Origin of the sequence: Vannielia litorea (assembly GCF_900142295.1) — a bacterium.
Lineage (GTDB): Bacteria > Pseudomonadota > Alphaproteobacteria > Rhodobacterales > Rhodobacteraceae > Vannielia > Vannielia litorea.
This window is the reverse complement of record NZ_FSRL01000001.1, coordinates 2,682,714-2,695,894: the sequence shown is the minus strand read 5'-3', so window position 1 is coordinate 2,695,894 and position 13,181 is coordinate 2,682,714. Positions and strand designations below refer to the sequence as shown.

At 68.3% G+C, this 13,181-nt stretch carries 14 protein-coding genes; 6 read left to right on the top strand and 8 right to left on the bottom strand.

Annotation, left to right across the window (positions count from 1 at the left end; genetic code table 11):
- Positions 1 to 43: 43 nt before the first annotated feature.
- Entirely contained in the window at positions 44 to 1,033 is a 990-nt protein-coding gene (trxB, locus tag BUR94_RS13140; protein ID WP_074256659.1) for a thioredoxin-disulfide reductase, read from the bottom strand.
- Positions 1,034 to 1,208: 175 nt separating this feature from the next.
- Here trxB and BUR94_RS13135 point away from each other — a divergent pair, with 175 nt between their 5' ends.
- The gene (locus tag BUR94_RS13135) at positions 1,209 to 1,709 is read left to right on the top strand and encodes an Lrp/AsnC family transcriptional regulator (RefSeq protein WP_074256658.1); all 501 of its coding nucleotides are present in this window, start codon (positions 1,209 to 1,211) and stop codon (positions 1,707 to 1,709) included.
- 66 nt (positions 1,710 to 1,775) lie between these two features.
- On the opposite strand, the gene BUR94_RS13130 is transcribed toward BUR94_RS13135, so the two are convergent.
- The 5 genes from BUR94_RS13130 to lgt form a co-directional block, all read right to left on the bottom strand.
- Complete coding sequence (locus BUR94_RS13130) at positions 1,776 to 2,480, bottom strand: Hint domain-containing protein (RefSeq protein WP_074256657.1); 705 nt, start codon at positions 2,478 to 2,480, stop codon at positions 1,776 to 1,778.
- A 433-nt stretch (positions 2,481 to 2,913) separates the two neighbouring features.
- The gene (locus BUR94_RS20735; protein ID WP_175570474.1) at positions 2,914 to 3,057 is read right to left on the bottom strand and encodes a hypothetical protein; all 144 of its coding nucleotides are present in this window, start codon (positions 3,055 to 3,057) and stop codon (positions 2,914 to 2,916) included.
- A 280-nt stretch (positions 3,058 to 3,337) separates the two neighbouring features.
- Positions 3,338 to 4,096: a peptidoglycan editing factor PgeF gene (gene pgeF / locus BUR94_RS13125; protein ID WP_074256656.1), complete on the bottom strand. Its 759-nt coding sequence runs from the start codon at positions 4,094 to 4,096 to the stop codon at positions 3,338 to 3,340.
- A gap of 4 nt (positions 4,097 to 4,100) precedes the next feature.
- Positions 4,101 to 5,159 carry a class I SAM-dependent methyltransferase gene (locus BUR94_RS13120; RefSeq protein WP_074256655.1) on the bottom strand — a complete coding sequence of 353 codons (1,059 nt, stop codon included), beginning with the start codon at positions 5,157 to 5,159 and terminating at the stop codon, positions 4,101 to 4,103.
- Positions 5,156 to 6,085 (bottom strand): prolipoprotein diacylglyceryl transferase, encoded by a 930-nt coding sequence (gene lgt, locus BUR94_RS13115; protein WP_074256654.1) that lies wholly within the window; start codon positions 6,083 to 6,085, stop codon positions 5,156 to 5,158. The genes BUR94_RS13120 and lgt overlap by 4 nt, the downstream gene beginning before the upstream one ends.
- A gap of 101 nt (positions 6,086 to 6,186) precedes the next feature.
- Between lgt and BUR94_RS13110 the strand changes: the two genes are divergently transcribed.
- The 4 genes from BUR94_RS13110 to BUR94_RS13095 all read left to right on the top strand — a co-directional run bounded on the left by BUR94_RS13110 (position 6,187) and on the right by BUR94_RS13095 (position 8,480).
- Positions 6,187 to 6,435 carry an accessory factor UbiK family protein gene (locus BUR94_RS13110; RefSeq protein WP_074256653.1) on the top strand — a complete coding sequence of 83 codons (249 nt, stop codon included), beginning with the start codon at positions 6,187 to 6,189 and terminating at the stop codon, positions 6,433 to 6,435.
- 270 nt (positions 6,436 to 6,705) lie between these two features.
- Positions 6,706 to 7,209 carry a type III secretion system chaperone family protein gene (locus BUR94_RS13105; protein ID WP_074256652.1) on the top strand — a complete coding sequence of 168 codons (504 nt, stop codon included), beginning with the start codon at positions 6,706 to 6,708 and terminating at the stop codon, positions 7,207 to 7,209.
- A 138-nt stretch (positions 7,210 to 7,347) separates the two neighbouring features.
- Positions 7,348 to 8,145, top strand: coding sequence for a pyrroline-5-carboxylate reductase (proC, locus tag BUR94_RS13100; protein WP_074256651.1), 798 nt, complete (start codon positions 7,348 to 7,350; stop codon positions 8,143 to 8,145).
- Entirely contained in the window at positions 8,142 to 8,480 is a 339-nt protein-coding gene (locus BUR94_RS13095; RefSeq protein ID WP_074256650.1) for a tRNA-binding protein, read from the top strand. Before proC ends, BUR94_RS13095 begins: the two co-directional genes overlap by 4 nt.
- Positions 8,481 to 8,589: 109 nt before the next feature.
- Here the strand turns inward: BUR94_RS13095 and BUR94_RS13090 are convergent, their stop codons facing one another.
- Complete coding sequence (locus tag BUR94_RS13090) at positions 8,590 to 9,168, bottom strand: thymidine kinase (protein WP_074256649.1); 579 nt, start codon at positions 9,166 to 9,168, stop codon at positions 8,590 to 8,592.
- A gap of 136 nt (positions 9,169 to 9,304) precedes the next feature.
- On the opposite strand from BUR94_RS13090, the gene BUR94_RS13085 reads away from it, so the two are divergent.
- On the top strand, positions 9,305 to 9,703 hold the full coding sequence (locus BUR94_RS13085) for a BrnA antitoxin family protein (RefSeq protein WP_074256648.1): 399 nt from the start codon (positions 9,305 to 9,307) through the stop codon (positions 9,701 to 9,703).
- 12 nt (positions 9,704 to 9,715) lie between these two features.
- Here the strand turns inward: BUR94_RS13085 and carB are convergent, their stop codons facing one another.
- Positions 9,716 to 13,069: a carbamoyl-phosphate synthase large subunit gene (gene carB, locus BUR94_RS13080; protein ID WP_074257723.1), complete on the bottom strand. Its 3,354-nt coding sequence runs from the start codon at positions 13,067 to 13,069 to the stop codon at positions 9,716 to 9,718.
- Positions 13,070 to 13,181 lie beyond the last annotated feature (112 nt).

Here is a 13,181-nt window from a genome sequence, read left to right as displayed (position 1 = left end):
GGCCGCCCGTGGAAGGGCGGCGCGGCGGCGGCGCAAGATAAAGTCAGGCGCTGGCGGGCTCGTTGGCGGCCTGCGGCTGAGGCTCGGCGGCCTCGCCCCGTTCGGCCAGCCAGCGCTCGGCGTCGAGGGCGGCCATGCAGCCCATGCCGGCCGAGGTCACGGCCTGCCGATACTTGTGGTCGGTCAGGTCGCCCGCGGCAAAGATGCCGGGGATCGAGGTCTCGGTCGAGCCGGGCTTCACCTTCACGTAGCCGCCGTTGTGCAGCTCCAGCTTGCCCTTCACCAGCTCGGTCGCGGGCGCATGGCCGATGGCGACGAACACGCCCTTGGCCGGGATCTCGGTGATCTCGCCGGTCTGCACGTGCCTCACCCGCACGGCCTCCACGCCCAGCGGGTTGTCCTCGCCCACGACCTCTTCCAGCACATGATGCCAGAGCGGGGTGATCTTGGGGTTCTTCAAGAGCCGGTCGATCAGGATCTTCTCCGCCCGCAGCTCGTCGCGTCGGTGGATCAGCGTGACCTTGCTGGCGAAGTTGGTCAGAAAGAGCGCCTCTTCCACGGCGGTGTTGCCGCCGCCGATCACCACGATCTCCTGCCCGCGATAGAAGAACCCGTCACAGGTGGCACAGGCCGACACGCCGAAGCCCTTGAACTTTTCCTCGCTCGGCAGCCCCAGCCACTTGGCCCGTGCGCCGGTGGCGAGGATCACCGCGTCGGCGGTGTAGGTGGTGCCCGAGTCGCCCTTCGCCACGAAGGGCCGGGCCTCGGTGTCGAGCTCCACGATGATGTCGCCGATGATCTCGCAGCCCATCGCCTTGGCGTGAGCCTCCATCCGCACCATCAGGTCGGGGCCCTGCACCTCGGTGTCGCCCGGCCAGTTCTCCACCTCGGTGGTGGTGGTCAGCTGGCCGCCCGGCTCGATGCCCTGCACGAGGATCGGGTCCAGCATCGCGCGGCTGGCGTATACGCCTGCGGTGTAGCCCGCCGGGCCGGAACCGATGATCAGGGTCTTGGTGTGGCGCGTCTCGCTCATGGCGGCCCCCTTGCCTCTCAGGAATCGTTTGCTTCAGGCCATATAGGCCGCAGGTCCGGCGAGAGGAAGGGCGGCAGGCGCAACCCCGTCCTGCTGTTCCGGTTCTTGCGCAAATGTGAAACATTCTTGCGCACCGCGACGCTCCAGCGTACAAAACGGCAAACCGGAGGGGTAAATGGCCACATCCAAGCTCGACGAAATCGACCGTCACATCCTGTCGGAGCTGCAATCCGACGGGCGGATGACCAACGTCGCGCTGGCCGAGAAGGTCGGCATCTCCGCGCCGCCCTGCCTGCGCCGGGTGCGCGCGCTGGAGGATGCCGGCTACATCAAGGGCTACCACGCCGATGTCGATGCCCGCGAGCTGGGCTTCGAGGTGCAGGTCTTTGCCATGGTCGGGCTGAACAGCCAGGCCGAGAGCGATCTGGCCGCCTTCGAGCAGCGCTGCCGCGACTGGTCGCTGGTGCGCGAGTGCCACATGCTGAACGGCGAGATCGACTTCATCCTGAAATGCGTCGCGCCCGACCTGTCCAGCTTCCAGAGCTTTCTCACCGGCCAGCTTCTGACCGCGCGCAACGTGGCCAGCGTGAAAACCTCGCTGGTGATCCGCGTCGCCAAGGACGATCCCGGCGTGCCCTTCGACGTGCTCGAGGCCCGGCTGGCCAAAACCGCCTGACCCCCGCAAACGGCAACGGCCCCGCCGAGGGAGCGGGGCCGCCGTGCTGCATCCTGCCGTGCCGGCTCAGGCGACGCGCAGGTTTTCCAGTTCGAAAGCGGTGAGCCGCGGCACCTCCATCGGCCCGAAGTCCTCGAACCGCTCCACATGCGGGAAGAGCGCGAGGAACAGCGCCGCCATCTCGCGGTCGTGCAGCGCCTCGGATTTCGGCCCGGGGTGAAAGCTCTCCACATCGACGCCATGGGCAAAATAGCTCTGCTGGCCGTCGAAGCACAGCTGCCACACCCGCTGCGGCGAAAGCGGCGAGATCTCCACCACGTTCACCCCGTCCACGAAGGCGCGGGCCGGTGCAAAGGCCTCGTCGGTGCCCACCGCCTCCATGCAGCACGAACTGCGGTAGAGCAGCCGCGCGCGCGGGCCGAGCATGAGGTCATGGACCGGGCGGCCGAAGCCGAAGGTGTCGGTCGAGATCCGCAGCATCTTCTGCGGCTCGTGGCCCGGCGCACGGGCGGCAAGCTCGCCGCTGTCGGGGAACACGGTCATCGAGCCGATCCAGAGCAGCGGCTTGGGGCCTTGCAGGGTTTCCACCAGCATGCCGGGCAACAGGTCTTCCACGGCGACCAGGCCCTCTGTGGTCGAGATCAGGGCGCCGCGGCCCAAGGTCGAGAAGGCATCCTCGAACAGCGGCGTGGCCGGCGCGACGCGCTGGAACTCTCGGATGTCACCGTTGGGAGCGAGATAGGAAACCTCGAATCGGCGGGTGAGAGGCATCACCCGCCGAGGTTTCGAGCGAACGTCCGAGCGAGACGTCCAGGAGGCTTGCCCCTGAGGGCGAATAGGGTCCGTCGCGAGGCCAGCGACGGGGTGGCGAGGGTACACCATGCGATTCCACCTTCCGGTTCGATCACATCTGCTGGCCCCCACCAAAGAGCGCAGAAGGATTTGTCTTGAGGAAGAAAATGGCGGCTCAGGCGCCGCGCTGTCAAAGTTCCGATGCCATTTCGCGCCGCGGCCGGGCCAATCAACGGCTGTCTCGGCATACTGTTTCGCGCCCGTGGCCCAGGCTGCCACATTCTGATTCTGCGGGGCGGGCCGAGCGCCCTGAACGGGCCCCGGAATCAGTCAGCCCGCCGGAGGCCATCCGGCGGGCTGCTGCACTTTGTGCCGGGAGGAGACAGCCCGGCGAGGGAAACTCGGTTTCGGCTCAGGCCGAGAGCAGCTTGAGCGCGGCCATGCGGGCCTCGCGGCGGGCGATCATCGCCGCGCGTCGGGTGCCGCGTGCCCAGGGCATCTCGACCTTGAGCGCCTCGGCGGCCTCTGCGGTCGTCTTGATCCAGCGTGTCTTCATCTCTCCAGCTCCTGCTCGTCTGCTCTGTGGCCGCGGGCTTCGTTGCCCTTTCATCAACAATCTCCCCCCGGAACGCGGCGCTGTTTAGGCGATCCACGAGATTTTTCGGAAAACTTTCGCAACCGGCGCGGCGAATTCGGGCAAAACCGAGGCGCGGCGTCCGGGCCTGCAAAACAAGGCCGCCCGAATGTGGCGGAAACAGTGGAGCGCTCAAGCTGGCATTGTTTCGGCCCGCCATTGGGGCACCGAAGGGGCGGCCCGCGCCCCATTTAGGCCAGGATTACAGCCGGATGACCGAGATCAGCCGCCCGTAATCCGCCTCGCCCCGATGCGTGGTGCGCCGGAAGGAGTAGAATCGCCCGGGGTCGGAATAGGTGCAGTGGCCGGTCCACTCCACCGTGCCGACGCCCGCCTCGCGCAGCATGTGCAGCCCGAAGCCCGGCAGGTCGAACTGCATCCGGTCGGCCTCGCCACCGGCAAAGAACCGGCTGAAGCCGGGGTCTTCGGCCAGAAAGGCGTCAAGGAACTCGGGGCCAACCTCATAGGCCCGCTGGCTGATCGTGGGCCCGATCACGGCGGCGATGGTCTCCCGCCGCGCGCCCAGCGCCTCCATCGCCTCCACCGTGGCCGCAAGCACCCCGGCCAACGCACCGCGCCAGCCGGCATGGGCCGCGCCCACCACGCCCGCCTCCGGGTCCGCAAACAGCACCGGCTGGCAATCGGCGGTGAGCACGGCAATGGCCAGCCCCGGCGTTGCCGTCACCAGCCCGTCGGCCTTGGGCTTCTCGCCGTCGAGCGGGCCGGTCACCGTCACCACGTCGGGCGAATGCACCTGGTGCACCGTCAGCAGCGTCTCCGGCGTCACCGCCATCGCGCCCGCCACCCGTGCCCGGTTCAGCGCCACGGCGTCGCTCAGGTCGCTCGATCCGCCGCCGCAGTTCAGCCCCTCGAACACGCCCGAAGAGGCCCCGCCCTTGCGGGTGAAGAACCCGTGAGCCACGGGGCCGAGGGCAGGGGAGGTGATGATCTCGAGGGTCACTTGGTCAAAAACCGGGCGGCGTTGCCGTGTTGGAGGGATGAAGGGCAAGACACTTGAAGAGCCTCCCCATTTCCTCGGGGTGGGTCAAGCGGCGATGGGCGGCGATGTGCTGGCTCAGGGCCTCGCCCTCGAGCCGCGCCGCCAGCGCCTGCGCCCGCGCGGTGATCCCCAGCCGCTCCAGCCACACCCCCTGCGGCGTTAGCGGTGCGGCCTCCGCCGGCCCCCGCGCCGCCGCCAGCGCGCCGAAGTCCACATGCGCCGTCAGGTCGGCCTCGCCCGGCGTGTCGAGCACGCCCACCGGCGCATGGGCCTGCACCGCCTGCACCGTGTCGCCCTTCGAGAGCACCTCGCCGTAATCCACGATCAGCGCCACCCCCGCCCGGTGCCGCGCCAGCCGCGCGCCGATCTCGCCCGCGATCGCCGCCGCCGCCGCGCAGGTCTCCACCAAGTCGCCCGGCGCCGTGTCGCCCAGCCGATAGGCCAGCTCCGGCGCCTCCACGGGCCGCGTGGCAAGGCCGAGGCCGTCGCCCTCCAGCCCCACGCAGCGCTCGTGCCAGCCCTCCTCCACCCGGATGAACTGCCGCACCGGCAGCGCGTCGAAAAACTCGTTGGCCACCAGGTAGAGCGGCCCCTCCGGCAGGGCCTCCACCCGCTCCACCCAGCGCGGGCCGTGGCCCCGCAGGGTCTCCGCCTGCACCGCCGTCAGCGCCGGAGAGGCCTCCACCAGCACCAGCTGCGCCGCCTCCGCGAACCCCGGCACCCGCGCCGCCGCGCGCAGCGCATCGGCCATCAGCGTGCCCCGTCCCGGCCCCAGCTCGGCCAGCACGAACCGCCCCGGCGCGCCCTGGTCTGTCCAGACCTGCGCCAGCCAGAGCCCGATCAGCTCTCCGAACATCTGCGAGATTTCCGGCGCGGTGATGAAGTCGCCGCCCGCGCCCAGCGGGTCGCGGGTCACGTAGTAGCCATGGTCGGGGTCGGTCAGGCAGGCGGCCATGTAGGCATCCATGCGCATCGGCCCCTCCGCCGCGATCCGCGCCTTCAGCCGCGCGACAAGCCCGGTCATGCCGCCGCGGCGCGCCGCCTGCGCAGCAGCGCATACAGGATCAGCCCGAGCCCCAGCGCCACCATCGGCAGGCTCAATTGCTGACCCTTGGTGATGCCCCATTCGCCGATCCGCATGACGTGGCCCGCCGGGTTGTCAGGCGTCATGAACTGCGCGTCCGCCAGCCGGTAGAACTCCACGATGAATCGCGAAATGCCGTAGCCGGCAAAGAACACGCCCACCGTCAGCCCCGGCACCTTGAAGCTGCCCTTGAGCGCCATGACCAGCACGATCGCGCCCAGCAGCAGGCCTTCGAGCCCCGCCTCGTAGAGCTGGCTCGGATGCCGCGCCACCTCCGCCCCGGTATAAAACCACTCGCCCGCCACCGCGCAGCCTTGCCGGATCGGGTCGAAGCACATCGACGGAAACTTCACGCCCCAGGCCACATCGGTCGGGCGGCCGTAGAGCTCGGCGTTGATGAAGTTGGCGATGCGGCCAAAGAACAGCCCCGGCGGCACGCAGACGGCGAGCAGGTCGGCGATGTTGATCTTCGAGATCGCGTTGCGCGCGCAAAAGATCCAGACCCCGATCACCACGCCCAGCAGCCCGCCGTGAAACGCCATGCCGCCATCCCAGAGCCGGATGATCTCGGCCGGGTTGGCCCAGTAATAGGCAGGCTTGTAGAACAGCACATAGCCCAGCCGGCCGCCCAGAATGATGCCCAGCACGATCCAGGTCAGCATGTCGTCGCCCTGGTCCCGGCTCATCGGCACCTTGTCGCCCGGCCAGAGCCGCGCCTTGCCCGCCAGCGTCACCCCGATCCGCCAGCCCGCGAGAATCCCCGCGATATAGGCCAGCGCATACCAGCGCAGCGAAAACTCCATGCCGAAGAGGCCGATGGTAAAGATCGCCGGGTCGATGTCGGGGAAGGGGATGAGCGCCTGCATGGGCGCAATTGGCCGCGCGGGCCGGGCGGTGTCAACCTTGCAAATCCGCCCCCGAAAGCCCATATGCGGCGGCAGGTGCGACCCACGCCCAAGGAGGCCCCATGCAAACCCGCAACAAGCTGTTCGACGACCTGTCCCAACTGATGACCAACGCCATGGGTGTGGCCCAGGGTGCAAAGGACGAGGCCGAAACGGCGCTGCGCGGCTGGATGGACCGATGGCTCGTCGACCGCGACTTCGTGACCCGCGAGGAGTTCGACGCGGTGCGCGCCATGGCCCAGAAGGCCCGCGAGGAGAACGAGGCCCTCAAGGCCCGGCTCGACGCGCTGGAGGCCGTCGCCTCCAAGTAACCCGCCCCCGCTGGCAGATCGCGCGGCGCCCCCTCGGGCGCCGTTTTCGTCCGCGCGGCCTGGCTGGCCCTGCCGGACCCGCCGTATTTCGTGGCTGCCTTGGAGTTGTCCACAAGTTATTGCCTTGTGCCGCAAGATTTGGCTTTACACACGCCCGCCTTCACGCGCACCATATCTTGTAAGGGCCGGTGCCAAACCCACTGCCCTTGGAGCAGGCAACAAGTTCTGGCGGCCGCAGAGCCAGCGGAACGAACACAGAAGGGGCCGGGCATGTCACTCTCAGAATCCTATTTTGAATCCGAGGATCTCCACCCGATCGACATCGTCGAGACGCTGGCGGAGCACCACGACTGGGATTTCGACCGCATCGCGGACGACCAGATCGCCATGGCGGTCGAAGGGCAGTGGCGAACCTACTCGATCACCCTCGCCTGGTCGGGCTACGACGAGACCCTGCGCCTCATCTGCACCTTCGAGATGGAGCCCCCCGAAGACAAGCACGGCGCCCTCTACGAGGTGCTGAACTCGGTCAACGACATGTGCTGGGCCGGGGCCTTCACCTACTGGGCCGAGCAGAAGCTCATGGTCTACCGCTACGGCCTGGTCATGGGCGGCGGCCAGATGGCCCACCCCGAGCAGATCGACAAGCTGATCGGCGCGGCGGTCTCGGCGGCCGAGCGCTTCTACCCTGCGATGCAGCTGGTGGTCTGGGGCGACCGCACCGCCAAGGACGCCATGCAGGTTGCCATTGCCGAGGCCTACGGCCGGGCCTGACCCGCGTCACCGCAGGACTCCCACGCAGCGGGCGCTCCCCCCACGGGGCGCCCGCTGTCTGTTTGTCGGGCCCCAATTCGGGTTGCACCCCCGCCGCCTCGCAGTAGTCTCGCCCGGCATTCAAGTGAGGCCGAAACCATGATGGATGAACTCAACGCACGCGGGCTGGTGCTCCTGGGCTGTGGCAAGATGGGCGGGGCGATGCTCGCCGGATGGCTGGCGCGCGGGCTGAAACCCGAGGCCGTCACCGTGCTCGACCCGCACCCCTCCGACTGGCTGAAGGCCCAGGCCGGCGTGCGCGTCAACACCGCGCTGCCCCAAAGCCCCGCCGTGGCGATCATCGCCGTGAAGCCGCAGATGATGGGCGATGCGCTCCCGGCGCTGAAAGCCCTCGGCCCGGCCACCACCTTCGTCTCCATCGCCGCCGGCACCCCCATCGCCGCCTTCGAGGCAGCCCTTGGCGCTGTGCCCGTGGTCCGCGCCATGCCCAACACCCCCGCCGCCGTGGGCCGCGGCATCTCTGCCGTCATCGGCAACAGCGCGGTCACGCCCGAACAGCTCGACATGGCCTGCGCCCTGCTCTCCGCCGTCGGCGAGGTCGTGCGGCTCGACCATGAAGACCAGATCGACGCGGTCACCGGCGTCTCCGGCTCCGGCCCGGCCTATGTGTTCCACATGATCGAGGCGCTGGCCCAGGCGGGCGAGGCGCAAGGCCTCGCCCCCGACCTCGCCATGACGCTGGCCCGCGCCACCGTCTGCGGGGCAGGGGAGCTGGCCCACCAGGAGGACGCGACGGCCGAACAACTCCGCATCAACGTCACCTCCCCCAACGGCACCACCCAGGCCGGGCTGGAGGTGCTGATGCCCGAACTGCCCGACCTGATGCGCCGCACGGTCGAGGCCGCCACCAACCGAGCAAAGGAGCTGCGCGCATGAGCGAGATCACCTTCGACGACTTCCTGAAGGTCGACATCCGCGTCGGCACCGTCACCCGCGCCGAGCCCTTTCCCGAGGCCCGCAAGCCCGCCTACAAGCTCTGGGTCGACTATGGCGCCGAGATCGGCGTCAAGAAATCCTCCGCCCAGATCACCGCGCACTACACGCTCGAAGAGCTGGTCGGGCGGCAGGTGATCGGCGTGGTCAACTTCCCGCCGCGCCAGATCGGGCCGTTCATGTCCGAGGCGCTGGTGCTGGGCATTCCCGACGAGAACGGCGAGGTCGTCCTCCTCGGCCCCGGGCAGGCGGTGCCCATCGGCGGGCGCATGTTCTGACGGAGCATGCCCGTCATCCTCGGGCCTGACCCGAGGACCTCCCGCCGCCAGAACCCCCGTCCTCCTCGGGTCTGACCCGAGGATCTCTCACCTTGCACAGCCCCCCGCGTCAGCGCCCCATGGCCTCGCGCCAATGGCGGCGGCACAGGCTGAGATAGGTCTCGTTGCCGCCGATCTGCACCTGCGCCCCCTCGCGCAGCACCTCGCCGTCCTCGCTCATCCGCACCACCATGGTGGCCTTCTTGCCGCAATGGCAGATCGTGCGCACCTCGCGCATCTCGTCGGCCAGCGCCAGCAGCGCCGCCGAGCCCGGAAACAGCTCGCCCCTGAAATCCACCCTGAGCCCGTAGCACATGATCGGCACGCCGAGGTCATCCACCACCCGTGCGAGCTGCCACACCTGCTCCGTCGTCAGAAACTGGGCCTCGTCGATGAAGACGCAGGCGCAGGGCCCCGCCTTCAGCCGCGCGTCGATCTTGTCGTAGAGGTCCTCGCTGTCGGTGAAGGTATCCGCCGCCGCCTCCAGCCCGATCCGGCTGCCGATGGTGCCGGCGCCCGCGCGGTCGTCGAAGGCCACGTTCAGCAGGTAGGTCTCCATCCCGCGTTCGCGGTAGTTGTGCGAGGCCTGCAGCAGGATCGTGCTCTTGCCGGCATTCATCGTGGAGTAGTGAAAGTAGAGCTTGGCCATGTGCCTCCGGTCCCCTCGGTGCCTTGCCGCTCAAAAACCACAGCCCGCCCGCGCAGACAACCGCGCCGCACGCCCCGTCGCTGCCGCATTAACCCTTTCGCCCCAGACTGGCCGCGCCCGAGCCGAGGAGAGCGCCATGCCTGTCGATCCCGAGAAGATGACCAAGACCGAGCGCCAGCACTTCATGTATGGCGTCGATGCGCTGCGGATGATCGAACACGACATCCACGACCGTCTGTGGGACATCAACGGCTGCCCGCCCGAGTGGCACGAGATCTGGCACGACGACGACCGCCGCGACCCCAGGCGCGAGCGCGTCACCCTCAACCTCGATGCCGACGTGCTCAAGTTCTTCCGCAGCCTCGGCCCCGGCTACCAGCCCCGCATCAACCGCGTGCTGCGCGCCTTCATGCACATGCGCCTCGCCAAGGTCATCGAGGGCCCCGACGTCAACGACTACGTGCTGAGGCCCGAGAAACTGGCCTTCAAGACCCGGCGGCGGGCGGAGTATGGCGACAGCGCCGAGGGGGTGTGACCCCCTCCGCCCTCACGCCTGCTGGAGCGACCGCACCACCAGCTCGCCCTCGTCGCGCGACTTCATCGCCAGCGCCGCCGCGTGGCTCGCGGCCAGCGTGGTGAAATAGGGGATCCGGTCGCTCAGGCACACCGCCCGCATCGAGCGCGAGTCCTCGACCGACTGCGCGCCCTCGGTGGAGTTCATCACCAGGCAGATGTCGCCGTTCTTCATCGCGTCCACCACATGCGGCCGGCCCTCGTAGGCCTTGTTCACCACCTCGGCCGCGATGCCATGCTCGGCGAGGTATTTCGCCGTGCCCCGCGTCGCCACGAGCGGAAAGCCGAGGTCCGTGAGCACCTGTGCGGTCTCCACCAGCACCGGCCCCTTGTCGTCTTCCTTGATCGACAGGAACACCTTGCCCGCGCCGGGCTTGGGCAGGTGGGTGCCCGCGCCCATCTGCGCCTTGAGAAAGGCGCGCGGGAAGGACCGATCCCAGCCCATCACCTCGCCGGTCGAGCGCATCTCGGGGCCAAGCAGCGTGTCGACGCCGGGGAAGCGGTTGAACGGCAGCACCGCCTCCTTCACCGAGAACCACGGCGTGCGGAAATCGGCCAGGCTCAGCGGGTCGCCCATCGGGATCGGCGTGTTCTCGTCCACCGGCACATGCGGCGCGGCCTGCGGGAAGTCCGAGAGCTTCTCGCCCGCCATCAGCCGGGCGGCGATGGAGGCAATGGCCGAGTCGGTGGCCTTGGCCACGAAGGGCACGGTGCGCGAGGCGCGCGGGTTCACCTCGATGAGGTAGATCTCGTTCTCGCCCGTCTCGTCGGGCTTCACCGCGAACTGCACGTTCATCAGGCCCACGACATGCAGCGCCAGCGCCAGCGCCTCGGTCTGTTCGATCAGCCGGTCGACCACCTCGGTGGGCAGGGTATGGGGCGGCAGCGAGCAGGCACTGTCGCCCGAGTGCACGCCGGCCTCCTCGATGTGCTGCATGATCCCCGCCACATGCACGTTTTCGCCGTCGCAAAGCGCGTCGACGTCCACCTCGGTCGCGCCCGAGAGGTAGCTGTCGAGCAGCACCGGGCTCTTGCCCGAAACCACCACCGCCTCGCGGATGTAGCGCTCCAGCCCCGCCATGTCGCGGACGATCTCCATCGCCCGGCCGCCCAGCACGTAGGAGGGGCGGATCACCAGCGGAAAGCCGATGTCGGCGGCAATGGCGAGCGCCTCGGCGTCGGAATGGGCGATGCCGTTCTTCGGCTGCTTGAGCCCGAGCCGGTTGACGAGGTCCTGAAACCGCTCGCGGTCCTCGGCAAGGTCGATCGCATCCGGCGTGGTGCCCAGAATCGGGATGCCCTCGGCCTCCAGCGCATTGGCCAGCTTCAGCGGCGTCTGCCCGCCGAACTGCACGATGACCCCGTGCAGCGTGCCCGCGTCCTGCTCCACCCGCAGGATCTCCATCACGTGCTCGAAGGTCAGCGGCTCGAAGTAGAGCCGGTCGGAGGTGTCGTAATCGGTGCTCACCGTCTCCGGGTTGCAGTTGACCATGATCGTCTCGTAGCCCTGCCCGGTGAGTGCAAAGCAGGCGTGACAGCAGCAATAGTCGAATTCGATGCCCTGGCCGATCCGGTTGGGCCCGCCGCCCAGGATCACAACCTTCTTGGCACCCGAGGGCCGCGCCTCGCATTCCACCTCGCCCATCGCCGGGTGCTCGTAGGTCGAGTACATGTAGGGCGTCTGCGCCTCGAACTCGGCGCCGCAGGTGTCGATCCGCTTGAACACCGCCGTCACGCCCAGGTTCAGCCGGGCGCGGCGAATGTTGGCCTCGTCGCGGCCGGTGAGGGCGGCAAGGCGGGCATCGGTAAAGCCCATCATCTTCACGTGGCGCAGCCCGGCCTCGTCCATCGGCAGGCCGTTCTTGCGCAGCTTCTCCTCGGCCTCCACGATCTCGCGGATGCGGGCCAGGAACCAGGGGTCGAACTGGGTCGCCGCGCCGATGTCGTCGTCCGAGAGCCCGTGCCGCATGGCCTGGGCGATCACCCGCAGCCGGTCCGGGGTCTTCTGGGCCAGCGCCTTGGTCACGGCGGCCACGTCCGGCGCACCGGGAATCTCGATCTCGTCAAAGCCGGTGAGGCCCGTTTCCATGCTCGCCAGCGCCTTCTGCAGCGATTCATGGATGGTCCGGCCGATGCTCATCGCCTCGCCCACCGATTTCATCGCCGTGGTGAGGTCGGGCTTGGCGCCGGGGAACTTCTCGAAGGCAAAGCGCGGGATCTTGGTGACCACGTAATCGATGGTCGGCTCGAAGCTGGCGGGCGTCACCTTGGTGATGTCGTTGTCCAGCTCGTCCAGCGTGTAGCCCACCGCGAGCTTGGCAGCGATCTTGGCGATGGGAAAGCCCGTGGCCTTGGAGGCCAGCGCCGAACTCCGCGACACCCGCGGGTTCATCTCGATCACCACCATCCGGCCATCGGCGGGGTTGACCGCCCACTGCACGTTGGAGCCGCCGGTCTCCACCCCGATCTCGCGCAGCACGGCAATCGAGCCGTTGCGCATGATCTGGTATTCCTTGTCGGTCAGGGTGAGGGCAGGGGCCACGGTGATGCTGTCGCCGGTGTGCACGCCCATCGGGTCCACGTTCTCGATGGAGCAGATGATGATCGCGTTGTCGGCCTTGTCGCGCACCACCTCCATCTCGAACTCCTTCCAGCCCAGAAGGGATTCGTCGACGAGAATCTGGCTCACCGGCGAGGCATCCATGCCGGTGCGGCAGTAGTGGATGTAGTCCTCGCGGTTGTAGGCCACGCCGCCGCCGGTGCCGCCGAGGGTGAAGGCGGGGCGAATGATCGCGGGCAGGCCGATGTGCTCCAGCTCCGCCAGCGCCTGCTGCACGCCCGCGTCGAGGTCGGGGGCGCCGTTGGCCTTCTTGGGGGCGGTGATGATGGTGGCCTTGGGGTTCTCCAGCCCGATCCGGTCCATCGCCTCACGAAAGAGCTTGCGGTCCTCGGCCATCTCGATGGCCTCGCGCTTGGCGCCGATCATCTCCACGCCGAACTTCTCCAGCACGCCCATTTCCTCGAGCTTCAGCGAGGTGTTGAGGCCGGTCTGCCCGCCCATGGTGGGCAAGAGCGCGTCGGGCCGCTCCTTCTCGATGATCTTGGCCACGATCTCGGGGGTGATCGGCTCGATGTAGGTGGCGTCGGCCAGCTCCGGGTCGGTCATGATGGTGGCCGGGTTGGAGTTGACCAGGATCACCCGGTAGCCCTCCTCGCGCAGCGCCTTGCAGGCCTGGGCACCGGAATAATCGAACTCGCAGGCCTGCCCGATGACGATGGGCCCCGCGCCGATGATCATGATGGACTTGATATCGGTTCTCTTCGGCATGGTCATTCCCCGGGTCGGCGCAAATTGTCGTGGGTTATAGGGATGGAGAGGGCGAGGGCAAGGGGTGTTGTCCCGATACCATCCCTCAGGGGCGATATAGTGCCCCGGCTGG

Excerpts from the sequence above, each read along its gene's own strand:
- trxB (WP_074256659.1), bottom strand. The coding sequence starts at position 1,033 with ATGAGCGAGACGCGCCACACCAAGACCCTGATCATCGGTTCCGGCCCG.
- BUR94_RS13135 (WP_074256658.1), top strand. The coding sequence starts at position 1,209 with ATGGCCACATCCAAGCTCGACGAAATCGACCGTCACATCCTGTCGGAG.
- BUR94_RS13130 (WP_074256657.1), bottom strand. The coding sequence starts at position 2,480 with ATGCCTCTCACCCGCCGATTCGAGGTTTCCTATCTCGCTCCCAACGGT.
- BUR94_RS20735 (WP_175570474.1), bottom strand. The coding sequence starts at position 3,057 with ATGAAGACACGCTGGATCAAGACGACCGCAGAGGCCGCCGAGGCGCTC.
- BUR94_RS13120 (WP_074256655.1), bottom strand. The coding sequence starts at position 5,159 with ATGACCGGGCTTGTCGCGCGGCTGAAGGCGCGGATCGCGGCGGAGGGG.
- lgt (WP_074256654.1), bottom strand. The coding sequence starts at position 6,085 with ATGCAGGCGCTCATCCCCTTCCCCGACATCGACCCGGCGATCTTTACC.
- BUR94_RS13110 (WP_074256653.1), top strand. The coding sequence starts at position 6,187 with ATGCAAACCCGCAACAAGCTGTTCGACGACCTGTCCCAACTGATGACC.
- BUR94_RS13105 (WP_074256652.1), top strand. The coding sequence starts at position 6,706 with ATGTCACTCTCAGAATCCTATTTTGAATCCGAGGATCTCCACCCGATC.
- proC (WP_074256651.1), top strand. The coding sequence starts at position 7,348 with ATGATGGATGAACTCAACGCACGCGGGCTGGTGCTCCTGGGCTGTGGC.
- BUR94_RS13095 (WP_074256650.1), top strand. The coding sequence starts at position 8,142 with ATGAGCGAGATCACCTTCGACGACTTCCTGAAGGTCGACATCCGCGTC.
- BUR94_RS13090 (WP_074256649.1), bottom strand. The coding sequence starts at position 9,168 with ATGGCCAAGCTCTACTTTCACTACTCCACGATGAATGCCGGCAAGAGC.
- BUR94_RS13085 (WP_074256648.1), top strand. The coding sequence starts at position 9,305 with ATGCCTGTCGATCCCGAGAAGATGACCAAGACCGAGCGCCAGCACTTC.
- carB (WP_074257723.1), bottom strand. The coding sequence starts at position 13,069 with ATGCCGAAGAGAACCGATATCAAGTCCATCATGATCATCGGCGCGGGG.